The organism is Flagellimonas sp. CMM7, from assembly GCF_021390195.1.
In the GTDB taxonomy this organism is placed as follows: domain Bacteria; phylum Bacteroidota; class Bacteroidia; order Flavobacteriales; family Flavobacteriaceae; genus Flagellimonas.
In genome coordinates this window covers 2914137-2930966 of sequence record NZ_CP090003.1, presented here as the reverse complement: position 1 = coordinate 2930966, position 16830 = coordinate 2914137, and the positions used below count along the sequence as shown (strand labels likewise).

Genomic DNA, 16830 nt, shown 5'->3' with positions numbered 1-16830 from the left:
AAAAATAGAAAATGTAATCGTATGTATTTGTTATCGCCTTATTTATCTTCAAATTGGGTCATTACAAACTCTACTCTACGATTGGAAAGATGACTCTCTTTGATTTTTCCATTTCCGAGCGGTCTTGTATCGCCAACACCTTCCCAAACAATACGATTGTCTTCAATGCCAAGGTTTTTAAGGTATAGTGCAACTGCCCTGGCTCTCAAAGAAGATATGAATTTGTTGTATCCAGGTTGTCCAACATTATCTGAATGACCTGTGATCTTCATTTGTACCTCAGCATTTTCTTTGAGATACTTGAATATTTTTTTAACGCTCGCAATGGCTTCAGCATCCAGTTCGTATCCTTTTGGTTCAAATGGATTGCGTTCTAGAACGTATATCTTGTCTTTTTCATAATTGACCCTTGGTAATTCTTCAAGACCCACATTATCAACATAATAATAGGAAAAATCACTGGATAGCACAGTACCCTCTTGTTCCAATAATTCTGTATTTACATTGTTATTGAAGTTGCCAACGATAATATGGTTTTCAAAACCCTTGGCTTCAAATTCAGCAGTTAGCGTTATCCACTCATCTGTGTTTGCCAATGATTTGTTTGGTTTAAGCTTTACTACTTGAAATGCTATATCCTCTTGTAAATCCAAACGAGAACCGGTCAAAGCTGAACCGTTGGGAACCTTTACTTTTTTATTGACCAGTACAATTGACATATTTTTCAAAGCCAAGCTAGAAGTTTCGGCAAGACTCAATTGCAATGTGACTTTATATGGATGTTTTTCCCTAAGTGTTTTGCTAGTATTCAACTGGATATATTCACGGTAATCATTTAAAGCATAGAAATAAAGACCTACGTAACCAGAACCTTCAGTCGCCTTTTGTGAACCCTTAAAATTGGTTGGAACACTAAAATCACTTGAACCACATGTGTTGAAGTAGTCCCCCGAACTTGAAGTTGGTAAAGAAACATCTTCCAGCAAAGTGCCAAAATTGGTGATGTTCTCTGGACAGGATTTATAATTTTCAAAGCCAGGGTTTAGAATTAAGTTTTGTCCAAAAATTGGAGTCCCTAGCAAAAAGCAAAAACTGAGAAATAAAAAAACACGAGTAACCTTATAAAACATAACTATGTTGATTTTAGGTTCTCGTACCGCCTATACAAACGTGGTTTTTTAGCCCATATTGTTCAACTTGATATTTTTTGGTGCTGTCAATTTCATCCTTCTTACCATACTAACTTCCAATAAAATTCGTTACTATAGTCCAAATCTTACTATGATGCGCATAGTCACCTATATGCTCGTATTATCTGTTGTTCCTTATTTAGGCTTTGGCCAGAATAAGATAAATGGCAAAGTTGTTGATCAGCTTGGGTTTCCTGTTTATAGGGCTTCTGTTGAAATAAATGCAACAGACATTATTACATATACCGATTACGAGGGTTCTTTCTTGCTCAAGAGCGAAAAAGATTTTCATTGGAAAATCAATATCAAATCCAAAGGTTATAAACCAGAGTCTTTCTTTGTTTTAAGTGGCGGCAACGCAGGTAATATTGTATTGGAATATGATGCCGATATAAAGAAACTATTAGACGGCAGTTCTAGCTTGCACCCAAAATTTTATTGGGATTCATGGAATGAAGCAATTTTGTTTCCCCAGTCGGAAAATCTACTGGCCGGTGCATTCAGCATCTCAAATTAATTCAAATCTTCTTCCGACCTTATCGGTTACTAACGGAAGTTTAGTTATTGCTTATTGATGATAGTAGATTATCATTCATCAACAAATTCGGTCATCACAAATTCAACTCTCCGATTTTTTCTTCTGGCTTTATCGGTAAGTGTGCTGTCCAAAGGAATTTTGTTTCCATACCCTGCATGGGTAATACGCGTTTTTTCAAGCCCCAATTGCATTAGGTGGCGCGCAACGGTATTGGCTCTTTCATTGGACAATATCTCATTGTATTCTTCTGATCCCAGATCGTCTGTATGTCCACTAATGGATACTTTTAGACTAGGGTTCTTTTTTAAATACTCATAAACATCCTTCAAACTTTGTTTTGCTTTAGGTTCCAACTCAAAGCGATCAAAATCAAAATTAACATGATTTAGCACATAACTCTGATTGGGCTTATAATCGGGACCTAGGTAAACAAGCATAATATCATCTAAATAATAATATGAATACCCTTCGTCATTGACCGTATTTTTCCCAAAATCCAGGTAATTTGTACCTCCGTTACTTTTAAAGTTCCCTAAAATAAGGGTACTTTCAAATCCTTTGGCAACAATGTCCAATTCAACCTGCATCCAGTTCTTCTTATCATTATAAAACCCATTGGATGAAAATTGTTTGGCATGCGTGGTTTTTGTAATCTCGGAAGCCAAGGTAGCATTGGAAAGCTGTCTCTTGGTATGTATAGACAAAGGTTTTTCCGAAAATACGGCACCAATATCCATTACTGCTCCATCAGACTTTTCAGAAAGGCTCAAAGAAAGGCTAAGTCTATATCTATGGCCTTTTTTTAAGGTTTCAGATAACTTTACCTGAATGTATTCTCTATAATCTTTTGGAGCGAACAAATACAAGCCCGCATAGCCATTTCCCTCAAAAGCTTCTTGGTTCCCTTTAAAATTTAATGGAATTCCTAGTTTGGTCTTACTACATTCATTAAAATAATCCGTAGTTCCCAGTGTTGGAGCGCTCCAATATTCAGCGTCCTTGTTTAGATTGCTCATTTTAATTGGGCATTCTATAAAATCTTCGAAACCACCGTTATGTACCAAATTTTGGGATACGGCCGATGAAAAAATCAGGGTACAGAAAGAAAGGGACAATATGTGTATGAATCGTAATCGCATGACTTCCAATTGAATTGGAGCAACCGACCTTGATAAAATAAGCAGGTCATTATTGAGATGTATAACGATTTTCTTAACACTTTATTGCGTTTTTACTTACAAATTAATCCTTGTAATCTTCGTTTTTATCATTTAAAACGCTTGGATTTCACTGAAAAGAAACTGTTCGTATTTCTCTGTAAAACATAAAAGAATTAGAAATCAAACTTATACGAAACTCCTGCAAGAGCCTGAAAGCCTTGAACCCTAAAATTGGACCAACGTTGATAATCATTATTGGCAATATTTGAAGCTTTTACGAAAACCGAAAGTTGTTCATTAAAACGATACCCAACATGAGCATTGGCGTCAAAAAAACTATCCAATGTTACAATGGCGGAAGGAAACAAATTGGGTGGAGTACTGGCCACTGCTGTTGACACCAAATCTTCACGCTCGCCAACATAAAATAAATTGGCTCCAAGATACCATTGCTTGTCTATTTGATAATCCATAAACAAAGACCCTTTAACACTTGGTAAGTTCCAAGCTGGGTTATCTGTTTCGGTATCATAATCATAGAATTCAGCATTGATTCCTAAAGTAAAATTGCGATTTACATCAATATTCAATTGCCCAAAAACTCCAAGTGTCTTTACATCATCATAAAAAACCTGAAAGGAGTTGCCATAGAAATAGCCTTTTTCATCATCTCTAACCAAATTTTGGGGGTTTAAGAGGAATAATGGTCTTCTATTTTCAGCAGTGTATGACCCTTTAATGTTATAGCTTACATTAGAAAGCAATTGGCCCTTTAAGCCTAAATACCCCTCATATTGTTGATCCGTGGGCAATATGGAAAGTGTTGGGGACACATAAGGATTCTCTTCTACAAAATCATAATAAGAATTTTGCTTTAGCTCACCCTCTATTCCACCGTAAGCAATCACATTTTCATCAAGTAAGCGGTAAGAAGCTGTCACAGCTGGATAAATATAGAAGTTGCTATCGCTATTTTCTGTATCTAATCCATAAACAAGATTGGCGCCCAAATTTAGGGTTAGGTCATCTCTCAATATTAAAAGACTTGGGTTTACCCCTGCTTGAAAATGATTGTAATTTATCTCCCCATCATTTGCCGTATTATTTAAAGATGCATTTTTGAAATTTCCGCTTACATAATCCAATTTTGTATTTATGGTCACCAATTCTTCCGTAATAGGGAGTTCTATACTGGGATTAATAACCAAGCGATTCTCTCCGGATTCCGTAGCATCCCAAAATCGTCTCAATAGGATATTTCCGTTTTTAAAAAAGGAGTCTTCTAAATTTAGATGTGCCTTTGCTTCAGCATTAAAATAGTTCTGTCTTTCATCAATTGCGGCAACTGTAGCATCATCAAAAGCTCCATTTTCTATTCCATACCAATTGTATAACTGATGTTGGAGTCCTATGTCTGCACCCCATTCCATATCCCTATCTTTTTTCGCATAGGAAATATCAAATTTTGTATTGTAAAAATCTGCATCAAGGGGGGTGGTTTCTATAGCTCCACGCGATGAATGATGGCTTAACCCAAAATCCAATAAATCTTCCCCTCTATTAAATTCCCTGCTGGTGTATAGATCCACCAAGGCATTGTTGAAATTTCCCAACCCTACCGAAGCATATGAATTGTACAAGGTGGGTGGCGGAGTTTTCTTTACTCTTGATGCCTTTCCTTTAGCCGGTGTAAACGTAGAGGCAACAGGCACTGAGAAAATACTGTAATTGATTTTCTTTTTTTGAAGAACAATGGAGTCATTCAGGTTGGGCACTGATTTTAGCTTAAAAGCATCTGAAACAGTAGGGGAATACGGTTTTACAACAGTAACTGTTTCAGTGCCTATATCATCGGTTTCCTGTGCTAAAACCGTACTCAAAAGGCTCAAAAATAGAATTGAAAATATATAGATGTTCTTGTACATGAGTTACTGTGATTTAGTTCCCGTTGGGGTCTACTGAAGAATTACTTTGTGCTTCACGGGCCTTTATTATGGAAAGTTCTCCTTTTGCCTCGGCCACAATACCATCATACTCGGCAAAATTGGTAATTACACTTTCCAGAATATATGTTGCTTGAAAAGCGTCCTCTAGGCCATAAAAATTCTTTGCCATAATAATTAGTCCTTTTCCGCCCCATTCTTTATGCCCCGAATAATCCTTTGCCAGTTTTTGAACAGATAGGTTAGAAGCTTCATAGTCCTGATTCTTATTTTTGAAGTAGGCATCATAAAACCAGGCTTCAGCCGCCATTTCTCCAATTGCTATTTTCCTCACTTCTTTATAGGCAGTCTCCGCCAATGCTTCATTATCGGTTGCAATTGCGGAGCGAGCTATCATAATTTGCGCATCACTTTTAATACGATTGTCAATTTTTGGTGCTTTCAACACCTTTTCTGCATAGGTTATGGTCTGGCGATAATCTTTTTGTCCATAATACCCTTTCATCAAATTAGATTGTGCAAATGTTCTGTTTTGAACAATCTCTGCGGTACTTTCTAGTTTTTCTAAATATGGGATAGCGCTCTGATAATCTTGTTTTCCAACATATATTTCGCAAACCCTTGTAAGTGCTTGCTCTGTAAATTCTCCATTACCACTATTGGCAACGATTTGATATTTAGGTAGCGCCTGATCTTTATTTCCTTTTGAAAAATAGAGTTGAGCCAAATTAAAGTTCACTTTTAGTGCATGAAGCCCATTAGGGAATTCTTTCAAGTAATCCTCATAACCCTTCATAGCAATATCTGTCTTCCCTTCCACATATTTTCTCTCCGCGGATTCAAAACTTGCATTGTCCAATTCAGCATCTGTTACTTCAACAAAGTCCAAGTTTCTTGCCCAAGCTGCATATTCGCTAACCCTACCCTCATCTACATATACCAATTTAGCTGTGGCCACGGCTTGTTTTGCCTCTTGTGTATTTGGGTACTTCTGGACCACTGCCTTCAATTTTGTTAAAGCTTGGTCATTTCTGTTGGCGTTATAATGCACTAGCCCTTGGCGCAGCATAGCCCGTGGTGCAAACTTGCTCCTACCAAATTCATCCACTAACCGATCATACGTTTGCAAACCAATTGATTCTTTGTTGCTTTTGATATAAGAATTACCAAGTTCAAACAGTGCATCATCCCGTAAAGAAGATGTGGAATATCTGGTCAAAAATTGATTTAATCCATCAATCTTAGCAGAATTGTTTCCTAGAAACCCGCTGCACAATGCTTTTTGGAAAGCGGCATAATCTCGTTCTGGGCCATTTAATTTAGAAGATTCGTTATATGCAGATTGGGCAGACTTGTATTTGCTGGTCACAAAATAGCTGTCTCCCAAACGTAAATAACTATCATTCAGCTGCTCTCGATTATCGGTGCTGGAATTGGTCACATTTTTAAAATGGGTGATTGCTTTACCATAGTCTTTTAGCTTAAAGTAGCAATACCCCAAGTTATAGTTCAAATCTTGGTATTCATCCATTTTTTTTGAAGCTGGAAGTTGTTGAAACTGACTAAAATCTGCAAGTGCTTCATCAAACCTGTTTAATCTGTATGCCGATTCAGCCTTCCAATATAAGGTACGTGCTTCAAAATCAACATTCTCTGCGCTTTTTAAAGATTTGGAAAACCGATCAAAAGCTGGCTCGTATTCACCATCCATGAATAACTCTACTCCTCTGTAAAATGCTACTTTTTGATAGGTCTCTTTGCCGGCATAACCCTTATTCTTTTCTAGCAGCGTCATGGCTCCTTCAAAATTCTTGGAAGTGATATATGAATCCACCAATAATTCTTGAATTTCCTGCTGATGTTCGTCCTTTGGATATTTCTCCAAATAAGTGGTCATCACCTGTGGAATGGGTTCGTAGGCATTTCCAATTTCATAACTCAATCTAGCATAATTTAAAAGCGCATCTTTTTGAATATCAGCACTAAAATCCATTTGAGATGCATTTCTAAAAGCATTTAGTGCCTCTGGTTTTTTGTCCAATTTCAAATAACATTCCGCTAAATGATAATATGCGTTTTGGGAAACACTATTGGTTCCTCCTATAATTTTATTAAACTGCTGAATTGCACCTTCATAATCTCCTTTTTTGTAGTGACTATATCCGGTTAGGTAATAATCCGTATTGCTTAATTTACCTCTCCTTCCTTTGTACTTTTTCAAATAGGGTATTGCCTCATCATATTGCTCAAGGTTAAAGTAACTCTCGCCTATGATCTTGTTAAGTTCTGATATTTCTTTTCGGTCCGACTTTGGTAAATGATTTTTCGCCATTGTTATGGCTTCTTCAAAATTCCCAAGTTTAAAATTTAGGTCAGCTTGGTAATAGGATAGTTTTTCGTTGAGCAACTCAGGGTCAGTAACCTGATCAAAACGTGCACTTGCCTCATCATAATCATCTTGTTCATATGAAATGTACCCTAAATAATATTTTGCCTGTGAACCGTATTTTGGTGAATTGCTCACCTTACTCAAATAACGTTCTGCATCCTTAGGTTTTTTGGAAGCATATAGAGCATAACCGTTATTAAAATTAAAACGTTCTTTGTCTGCATTGGACATGGCTGACTGGTCTACCTTTTTGTACCACTTTAAGGCGTACGGATATTTCCCTGTCTCAAAATAATAATCAGCTACATCTAAAAAAGCAGAGTTGCGCTTGGTAGAAGTGGGATACCGTTCCACAAAATCTTCCATCTTTTTATCCGCTCCGCGCTGACCTAATCTAATCGCAGCATTGGCTGAATAATAAGCACTATTAGCCTCTGTCTCACCATCGCTGGTGGTCGCCTTTACTTTTTCAAAAACAGCTTGTGAAGCCTGAAATTGTTGATTGTTATAAAGGGCCAATGCGTCTTGAAAAGCCTTGCCCTCATGTGAATAGATTTTGGTTTCTTGAGCTTTGGCAATAAAAAAAGCACCCAAGAAAATGGGAAAAAGAAGGAGATTATTTCGATTCATAGTGTTCTACGCTGTTCTCGATTGATTGTTTACATAACGTCAAAATTTAGGCCAAAGTATATATAAAGGCGAAGAAGCGGATTTTAAAATGCTTAACACTTTATAAAATTAGAACTTAGTACCTTTATTTTTTTAAAGTAACACTATGCCCGAAACTATCGTAAAATTACAAGATGTTGCCGTTTTTCAAAATGAAAATTTAATCCTAAACAATATTACTCTAGAAGTTAAAAAAGGAGAGTTTGTTTACGTCATTGGAAAGACGGGAAGCGGTAAGAGTAGCTTTATGAAAACCTTATATGCAGATATTCCTTTAAAACAGGGAACCGGCAGTGTGGTTGATTTTGATTTAAAACAATTGCAAGAAAAAGATATCCCGTTTTTAAGGAGGAAACTAGGTATTGTTTTTCAAGATTTTAAATTGTTACCCGATCGGAACATAAATAACAATCTTCGTTTTGTATTAAAAGCCACTGGATGGACTGATGCTTCAAAAATGGATAGCAAAATTGAAGAGGTTTTGGACAAGGTAGGAATGAAAACCAAAGGTTTTAAGTTTCCACATGAACTTTCTGGGGGAGAACAACAACGTATTGCCATTGCTCGAGCACTTCTTAATGACCCAGAACTTATCCTTGCAGATGAGCCTACGGGAAACCTGGACCCTCAAACAAGTGTAGAGGTTATGAAAGTACTACAGGACATTAACCAAAATGGACGTACCATAATCATGGCCACCCATGATTACGCACTCATCTTAAAGTATCCTCACAAAACACTAAAATGTGATGGAAGCAAGGTTTTTGAAGTTATTCAAAAAGCGATTTAACCATGATTTTTAAAAAACAAGATTGCAATAAGGACAAAAAATCTAGACCTTTAATTGGGATACTGCTGTTTTTAATCTCAATAATTCTGATGGTTTTAACTGGTCCAATTGGGCTTGTTTACGGTTTTTTTCAGCAATTGTTCACCAAAGGTCTAGTAGGAATAGGTGAATTTGCACTAAAAATTGCTGTTTCTATAGATCAGCTGGGAAATGTAATCATGCAACATCTTTTTAACCTATTATGGATAAAAGAGGGCGGATATGAATTTGGGAACAGTGATGAAACTATTTCCAGTGCCCTTGGAAAAAACAAGCAATTGGGGACTTTGTCTGGGTTTGGAAAGGCAATAGACAAAATTTTGGATAGTATTGATTCAAACCACTCTCTTAATTCAATAGACTATTATATTCAGCCCACCAAAGAGAACCATTAACGAATAATTGAATATTGTTGACCAGTTAATCCTTTGACCGCCAAAAGTTTTTTGTTTATTTGTCAAAAATAAATTTTCTTCCCTTTTATGGAAATTCTTGGTATTGATATTGGCGGATCGGGCATCAAAGGTGCATTGGTAAATGCCGAAACAGGAGAAATGTTAACAGAAAGGTACCGCATTCCCACTCCAACTTCAAGAAAACCGGAAGATATGGCCAAAGTCATATCCCAAATTGTTGACCATTTTGAATATAGTGGACCTGTAGGCTGCGGTTTTCCAACAATTGTTAAAAATGGAGTTTGCATGTCAGCAGGAAACCTTGATTCTAGTTGGGTTGGCGTAAATATAGATGAATTGTTCACCAAAGTTACAGGGCATGAGTTCACCGTTTTAAACGATGCTGATGCCGCTGGTTATGCTTCAATGAACTATGGTATTGGAAAAGGGAAAAATGGTCTTGTTCTCATGATCACCATTGGTACAGGATTGGGTAGTGGTGCTTTTTACAATGGCGTACTGCTCCCTAATTTTGAATTGGGTCAAATTCCTTACAAAAAATACAAGAAAATTGAAGAGTGGGCGGCCGCATCTGCAAAAGAAAGAGAAGGCCTAACCTTTGAAAGGTGGGGCAAACGCTTCAATAAGTTTCTAAAATTGGTAGAATTGATCATCGCTCCGGACCTGATTATTGTAGGTGGAGGAACATCTAAAAAATGGCGGGAATTCAGCCATTTGATAACCATTGAAACAGATGTTGTAAAGGCAGAACTTATGAACCATGCTGGCATTATTGGCGCAGCTGTTGCTTGTTTAAGAGAACAGCATCATGGTCATTTAAGCGAGAAAGCCTAGTCTATTTTATTTCGCTTTCTATCTACTTCTTTTAGATAAATCTTTCTAAGCCTAAGGTGATTTGGAGTTACTTCAACGTACTCATCCTTCTGGATATATTCCAATGCCTCTTCCAAAGAAAACTTTATGGCAGGTACAATTTTAGCCTTATCATCCGCACCTGAAGAACGTACATTAGACAATTTTTTGGTTTTGGTCACATTGACGGTCATATCATCGCCGCGTGAATTTTCACCAATAACCTGTCCTTCGTAAATATCTTCTCCTGGATCAATAAAAAACTTACCTCTTTCCTGTAGTTTGTCAATAGAATATGGAATCGCCGTTCCATTTTCCATAGAAACCAATGATCCATTAATTCGCTGGGCAATATCCCCTTTTAATGGTTGATACTCTAAAAAACGGTGTGCCATGATGGCTTCACCTGCAGTAGCCGTCAACAATTGGTTTCTAAGACCAATAATTCCTCTAGATGGAATAATGAACTCGCAAAGCATTCTGGAACCCTTGGCCTCCATACTGGTCATTTCACCTTTTCTAATAGAAACCATTTCCACTGCCTTTCCAGATACTTCTTCTGGTAAATCAATCGTCAAATGTTCTACTGGCTCACATTTTACTCCATCAACTTCTTTAATAATAACCTGAGGCTGTCCTATCTGAAGTTCGTATCCTTCTCTACGCATGGTCTCGATCAAAACGGAAAGGTGCAAAACACCACGACCAAAAACCATGAATTTATCTGCACTGTCCGTTTCTTCAACACGAAGTGCCAAGTTCTTTTCCAATTCTTTTTCCAAACGCTCCTTTATGTGCCTGGATGTTACAAACTTTCCATCTTTTCCAAAGAATGGGCTATCGTTAATGGTAAACAACATGCTCATTGTGGGCTCATCAATGGCAATGGTCTTTAGTTTTTCCGGATTTTCAATATCGGCAACGGTATCACCAATCTCAAAACCTTCCACACCAACTATTGCACAAATATCGCCCGCCACAACTTCTTGGACTTTTTGACGGCCCAATCCTTCAAAAGTAAATAGTTCTTTCACTTTGGTCTTCACAATACTGCCATCTCTTTTTACCAAAGAGATTTGCTGACCTTCTTTTAGGGTTCCTCTTTGTAATCTGCCGATAGCAATACGTCCTGTAAAAGATGAAAAATCCAGGGAGGTAATCAACATTTGAGTGGACCCTTGCTCTGGCTTAAATTCAGGAACATGCTCAATGACCATGTCTAAAAGTGGTTCTATATTAGAAGTTGGCTTTTGAAAATCCTCACTCATCCAATTCTGCTTTGCCGAACCGTATACCGTTGGGAAGTCCAATTGCCATTCTTCAGCTCCCAATTCAAACATTAAATCGAAAACTTTTTCATGTACTTCTTCTGGAGTACAATTTTCTTTGTCAACTTTATTGATAACGACGCAAGGTTTCAATCCAAGGTCAATAGCTTTTTGTAAAACAAACCTAGTCTGAGGCATTGGGCCTTCAAAGGCATCTACCAATAACAGCACACCATCTGCCATATTAAGTACACGCTCAACTTCCCCTCCAAAATCGGCGTGACCAGGGGTATCTATTATATTTATTTTAGTGTCTTTATAAACAACAGAAACGTTCTTGGAAACAATAGTAATTCCACGTTCTCTTTCGAGGTCATTATTATCCAAAATTAAATCACCCTTGTTCTCATTGTCCCTGAACAACTGGCAATGAAACATGATTTTATCAACCAAAGTTGTTTTACCGTGGTCAACGTGTGCTATGATAGCGATATTCTTAATTTTGGACATAACCTGATTTTTAAGCCCGCAAAGGTACTGCTATTTTTTGCTTGTTGGCACTATCAGATGTTATTTTTATCTTATTGATTTTTAGGGAGTTCACTTCAACTACCAATACGCTTGTTTTCATCTTCAAGTCCGGTCTTACGTTTTCTGGCCTTTTTTATTTCGTTTCGTCCAAAATCATAGGTAAAACTGAATGCCACTTGTCTAGAATCACTACCCCCATTTCCATCAATAAAAAGATTGCCAAATTGTGTCGTACCCCTCCAAGGAACCGTATATAAAATATCATTAAAGGCCAATCTTCCTGTCACCCTACCACCAAAAAACTTCTTTTGAAAAGCCAAATTCAGAGAACCTAAGGCTTCCGTCTGATAGGTACCTCCCCAAATTGACGGCGAACTATACCAACCTGAAACTTCCATTTTAAAATCTTTGGACAAAGTGAAAGTGTTTTGGGCATAAAAACTTAAGGTTTCTTGCTTTACGGGTAAAAACTCAGGGCTTGTGGCTTTATAATCACTGACGTAAGCATTAAGACTAAAATAAATGTTCCACCATTCATATATTTTTTTGGGATATGAAACTCCTAAATTGATGACTTCCTGATCCGCTACGTTTAACGTGGTTAAAAAATTGGCGCTTTCTCCTTCAGCCACCGTAACGCGGGCAAAAAAGTCTGAGATGTACGAATAACTCAAAGAAGTGGTTAAGCGATAATTGAAGGTGTGGGATAATTTTATGTTATCTGTATATTGGGGCTGAAGAAAAGGATTTCCTTTACTAAATGACAGCTCGTCCAATTTATACTCAAAAGGATTTAGAGATTGATAGTTGGGTCTTTGAATGCGTTTACCATAGGTAAGTGCAAATTGGTTTTTCCTATTCATTTGAAAAGTCAACCCGCCAGATGGAAAAAAATCAGTATAATCTCTTTGTACCCTTTCATCACTGCTACCCTGTGCACTTTCCAATTCACCATCGGAAACTGTATTTTCTACTCTAAGACCTGCCTGAATATTCCATTTGCCCCATTTGCGATTAAAATTCACATAACCGGCGTTTATATTTTCAGCGTAAGAGAATTCATTGCTCTGTAAAGCATCTAGAACATTCTGACCATTGATTTGATTAAAAAAATCAAAAGTATTATCCGTATTGACTTGGGAAAATTTGAATCCAATACCCAACTTCCCTTTTAAAAGGTTTTGCTCGTAATCTGTTTTAATGGTAAAAATATCTATATCTATTGGTGTTTGCTGCAACGTAATACGCTCATTCAGTATCTGGGTCTCATCTCCATTGAAATATACATTGGGCTGAAACGCATTTCTATCACTGTTGTATTTACCATAATCTATATCAACATTTGCACTGTATCCTAAAGTATCTGAGTACTTGTAGTTAAAGTTTGCATTGATGTTGTAAGAAGTATTGTCTGTTTGGTTCAGCGCAACCAATACACTATCTATTTGAGTACTATTTGCAGGTCTAATTGGTGTTCTGGCGTTATTTGTGCTGAAACCATTGTTTAAATTGGCATTAAAAATTGCACCAATGGTATTTTTTGAATTTAGGTAATGGTCATAGCCCAGTTTTAAGTTGTTGCTGTTTCTATCATTTATTCTATTGCTTCTTGAATCAAATTGCGTCTCAGATTGTGTTCTTAAAAGATCTATGAAGCTGGTACTTTTCCCAAATCTGTTACTATATGTACCGTAGAGGTTTCCTATTCTACCTCTGTTGTTAAAGTTTAAACTGGAATTATACCTTGCAAAATCCCCATTGGTCAGTCCAGTAGTATATGTTCCATTGGTGCCCAAACTTTTATCCTTCTTCAGCTTTATGTTGATGATTCCTGCATTACCAGCAGCATCATATTTAGATGAAGGTTGTGTGATAATCTCTACTGCCTCAATATCGGTTGCCTGAAGGCTCTCCAAATAATTGGACAAGTCCTCTCCTTGTAAAACAGATAGTTTTCCATCAATAAAAATTTGAACACCGGTCTTACCCTCTAAAATAATACCCCCATTGTTATCCACTATTACCCCTGGTGCTTTCCTTAACAGTTCAAAAGCACTTGTTCCAGTTGCATTAATGGTGTTCTCCACATTGAACACAGTTTTATCTGCTAAAACCTGTACCATAGGCTTTTCGGCTACAACCGTTACTTCTTCTAAACTTTCGGCCGTTTCATATAACAGAATTACTCCTAAATAAAGATTGTCTCCATTATAGTTTAGGTTTCTATTATAATCCTTATACCCAATGCTAGAAATATTTAGGTTGTATGCTCCCGGGAAAATTCCTTGTAGCAAAAAGCCCCCATTTTCTTCACTTATGGTAGCCTTGATCAAAGTAGAATCTTTGATTCTATTAAGGGTAATTGCTGCATATGGAACCGAATTTCCTAACTCTGATTGCAGGATTCCATTTATACTTTGCGCAAACGACAGGCTTGATAGGAATAAAAAGAAAGCCGAAATACTGATTTTCATGATATTTATTTTAAACAGATACCCAAAATTTCCAATTTGGTTACATATTTAAAAGGAGAATCTGCCCAATAGACCTATTTAATGACGAATGGGCCAGACCACCCATCGACGCATAGGACCATTCACCTGTATTGGTTTTTATAAAATATGCTTTGTTATTACCTTTCCTGAAAGAAAAATAATGGGCAACAAGGTCATTTGGGGCATTACAGTAAGAGAGCTTTTAATTGTTCTGTCATTCTATATTGTATCTGCATTTTTTTACCATCTAACTGTCTGGTCCAGTTCAGCGCAGTATAGCACTACCAATTCAGCGCTTCTTGGACTCAAGGCATTTGTTGATGGCGGAGGACTTCAATATGGTATATTCTTATTGTTCACCATTCCTATTTGGTGGTTGATTTTTATAAAGTTAAAGCCCATTAAGCTCTGGAAACGTTTGCTATTGCACATGTTTTTTCTACCTATTTTTATTTACACCGCCCAGATACTGTATTACTATGTTTGTGAAGCATTGGGATGGTTTCATCTTGAAGGTTCTGCCCAGGTATGGGACCTGTACATTCCGGCTCTTTTTTATCTTATTCAGTTTGGAATATTTCATGCCTATGAACATTACAAGGAAAATCAGAAAAAATTGAAATTGGAAGGAGAGCTCAAACAAGCGGCCTTAAAAAGTGAGTTGGCCGCCATAAAAGCACAATTAAATCCACATTTCTTGTATAACGTATTTAATACCATCAATGCTTCTGTACCTCCTAAACAAGAAAAAACCAGGCAACTTATTGCCACACTTTCAGATCTGTTTCGGTATCAGCTCAAAGCATCTAAAAAAGAGCTTGTAACTCTTGAAGAGGAGCTCGATTTTGTAAAAAAATACCTGAAATTGGAAAAAGCACGTTTTGAAGAACGACTTAATATTGAGATTAATGTTCCTGAATCCCTATACAAGGAACAAATTCCACCAATGCTTTTACAGCCTTTGGTAGAAAATTCGGTGAAGCATGGCATTTCTAACAATTTAAAGGGTGGAACTATTTCCATTACCATTTTTAAGGAAGCTGAAAAATTAAAGTTTGAAATTGCAGATACTGGAATTGGGGTAGAAGACAAAGAGAGCTTGTTCAACAAAGGTATTGGGCTTACAAATACACGATTGCGTCTGTTAAAAATGTATCAGTCCAAACTGGAAGTTTTGGATAATAACCCACAAGGTCTAAAAATATCTTTTGTGTTATGAAAAAAGTCTTAATTGCAGACGACGAAAAGGCAGGTAGAATTCTTATTAAAGAATATTTAGAAGATTATCCAGATTTAGTGCTCATAGCTGAGGTAAATAATGGTGTAGATGCTATTACGGAAATAAATAGGTTTAAGCCAGATTTGGTTTTTTTGGACATTCAAATGCCCGGTAAAACTGGGTTTGAGGTATTGAATCATTTAGAAGAAATTCCAAAAATCATTTTTTCAACAGCGTACGACGAATATGCGCTTAAAGCCTTTGAGGTTCATGCGGTGGACTATTTATTAAAACCATACACCAAAGAACGTTTTAAGATAGCCGTTGAACGTTTAAACTCGGACAACCAAAAAATAGAAGGTTTGGCCCAGAGCATTTTTATGGAGGAGACTTCGTATCCCAATCGGGTTTTGGTGCATCACAATAAAAAACTGATAACCATTAAATGTGAAGAAATCATATGGATTGAGGCCTATGGTGACTATTCCAAAATACATACTATCAACCAAATCCATCTTAGTAATTTTGGCATTTCAGATTTAGAACAAAAGCTTAATCCACAATTGTTCTTGAGGGTCCATCGTTCCTCAATGATCAATCTAGATCGGGTTAAAGAACTCAATAAATATGGTAAAAGTTATGATGTAACCATGGAAAATGGTGATGTCATTAGGGTGAGCCGCGGTTACATGGATACGATAAAGAGAATCATGCTATAAGATTATCGACCAACACACCATCGTTTTTCACTAATAATCCATCCTATACTGAGATTAACTACTGGATGAATTCCTCCTTTAAAGGGGCCCACATAATACCCTGCTCCAGCATCAATGGAAAAGCTCAATCCAGAATTATAACTTCGTTGAACTCCATATACCAGCCCTCCGTAACCATGTACCCCTTCTACCAATCTGTTTTCTACAATACGATCGTCAGGAGAGAAAAATGCAACCGTAGGAGCTATATAATTTCCAGAGTTTCCATATATCTGCCTCCCCCTTCTATCTCTACTAGTTAAATTATGATAGTATCTATTCTGAACCGTAATTGCCGGAAAAAAATCATAGTCCTCAATCGGCCTGGAACTTGCCGGTTCTATGGCCGCTTGCCATGCTACCCTAAAATCTAAAGTGCTATTGACCCCCAACGCCATCTCATATTCAAGACCAGGGTTGAGGAGATTGATTTTAATCTGTCTTACTTCGCAGTTTTTGCCAAATTGGGCATTTATCAAAGTGTAACAAAAGAATGCTACCAAAAAGATAATTCTATGCATTGTAGGTTAATTTGGTACTATTATAACATATACTTCTTCAAAATAGTATTTT

Annotated in this window: 13 protein-coding genes; 6 read left to right on the top strand and 7 right to left on the bottom strand. The window is 37.0% G+C overall.

Annotation, left to right across the window (positions count from 1 at the left end):
• Window positions 1-38 precede the first annotated feature (38 nt).
• Entirely contained in the window at window positions 39-1130 is a 1092-nt protein-coding gene (locus tag LV704_RS13335) for an OmpA family protein (protein WP_163423264.1), read from the bottom strand.
• Between the two features lie 151 nt (window positions 1131-1281).
• Here LV704_RS13335 and LV704_RS13330 point away from each other — a divergent pair, with 151 nt between their 5' ends.
• On the top strand, window positions 1282-1707 hold the full coding sequence (locus LV704_RS13330; RefSeq protein WP_163423265.1) for a hypothetical protein: 426 nt from the start codon (window positions 1282-1284) through the stop codon (window positions 1705-1707).
• A gap of 71 nt (window positions 1708-1778) precedes the next feature.
• On the opposite strand, the gene LV704_RS13325 is transcribed toward LV704_RS13330, so the two are convergent.
• From LV704_RS13325 to LV704_RS13315, 3 genes are all read right to left on the bottom strand, one after another.
• Window positions 1779-2744, bottom strand: coding sequence for an OmpA family protein (locus LV704_RS13325; protein WP_233782040.1), 966 nt, complete (start codon window positions 2742-2744; stop codon window positions 1779-1781).
• A 317-nt stretch (window positions 2745-3061) separates the two neighbouring features.
• Window positions 3062-4813 carry a TonB-dependent receptor gene (locus tag LV704_RS13320; protein WP_163423267.1) on the bottom strand — a complete coding sequence of 584 codons (1752 nt, stop codon included), beginning with the start codon at window positions 4811-4813 and terminating at the stop codon, window positions 3062-3064.
• 13 nt (window positions 4814-4826) lie between these two features.
• The gene (locus LV704_RS13315; RefSeq protein WP_163423268.1) at window positions 4827-7850 is read right to left on the bottom strand and encodes a tetratricopeptide repeat protein; all 3024 of its coding nucleotides are present in this window, start codon (window positions 7848-7850) and stop codon (window positions 4827-4829) included.
• Window positions 7851-7995: 145 nt separating this feature from the next.
• On the opposite strand from LV704_RS13315, the gene LV704_RS13310 reads away from it, so the two are divergent.
• From LV704_RS13310 to ppgK, 3 genes are all read left to right on the top strand, one after another.
• Window positions 7996-8679, top strand: a complete 684-nt coding sequence (locus LV704_RS13310) for a cell division ATP-binding protein FtsE (RefSeq protein ID WP_163423269.1) — start codon at window positions 7996-7998, stop codon at window positions 8677-8679.
• A 2-nt stretch (window positions 8680-8681) separates the two neighbouring features.
• On the top strand, window positions 8682-9113 hold the full coding sequence (locus LV704_RS13305) for a hypothetical protein (protein WP_205597895.1): 432 nt from the start codon (window positions 8682-8684) through the stop codon (window positions 9111-9113).
• Between the two features lie 87 nt (window positions 9114-9200).
• Window positions 9201-9968 carry a polyphosphate--glucose phosphotransferase gene (gene ppgK, locus LV704_RS13300; RefSeq protein ID WP_163423270.1) on the top strand — a complete coding sequence of 256 codons (768 nt, stop codon included), beginning with the start codon at window positions 9201-9203 and terminating at the stop codon, window positions 9966-9968.
• Here the strand turns inward: ppgK and typA are convergent.
• Together typA and LV704_RS13290 are read right to left on the bottom strand one after the other, a co-directional pair.
• Window positions 9965-11764: a translational GTPase TypA gene (gene typA / locus LV704_RS13295; protein ID WP_163423271.1), complete on the bottom strand. Its 1800-nt coding sequence runs from the start codon at window positions 11762-11764 to the stop codon at window positions 9965-9967. The two genes, ppgK and typA, sit on opposite strands and share 4 nt — an antisense overlap.
• Window positions 11765-11859: 95 nt before the next feature.
• A complete protein-coding gene (locus tag LV704_RS13290) occupies window positions 11860-14259 on the bottom strand; it encodes a TonB-dependent receptor domain-containing protein (RefSeq protein ID WP_163423272.1) in 2400 nt (799 codons plus the stop codon).
• A 181-nt stretch (window positions 14260-14440) separates the two neighbouring features.
• On the opposite strand from LV704_RS13290, the gene LV704_RS13285 reads away from it, so the two are divergent.
• Complete coding sequence (locus tag LV704_RS13285) at window positions 14441-15499, top strand: sensor histidine kinase (RefSeq protein WP_163423321.1); 1059 nt, start codon at window positions 14441-14443, stop codon at window positions 15497-15499.
• The gene (locus tag LV704_RS13280; RefSeq protein ID WP_163423273.1) at window positions 15496-16218 is read left to right on the top strand and encodes a LytTR family DNA-binding domain-containing protein; all 723 of its coding nucleotides are present in this window, start codon (window positions 15496-15498) and stop codon (window positions 16216-16218) included. Before LV704_RS13285 ends, LV704_RS13280 begins: the two co-directional genes overlap by 4 nt.
• A gap of 2 nt (window positions 16219-16220) precedes the next feature.
• Here LV704_RS13280 and LV704_RS13275 read toward each other — a convergent pair whose 3' ends face one another.
• Complete coding sequence (locus tag LV704_RS13275; RefSeq protein WP_163423274.1) at window positions 16221-16778, bottom strand: hypothetical protein; 558 nt, start codon at window positions 16776-16778, stop codon at window positions 16221-16223.
• Between the last annotated feature and the right edge of the window lie 52 nt (window positions 16779-16830).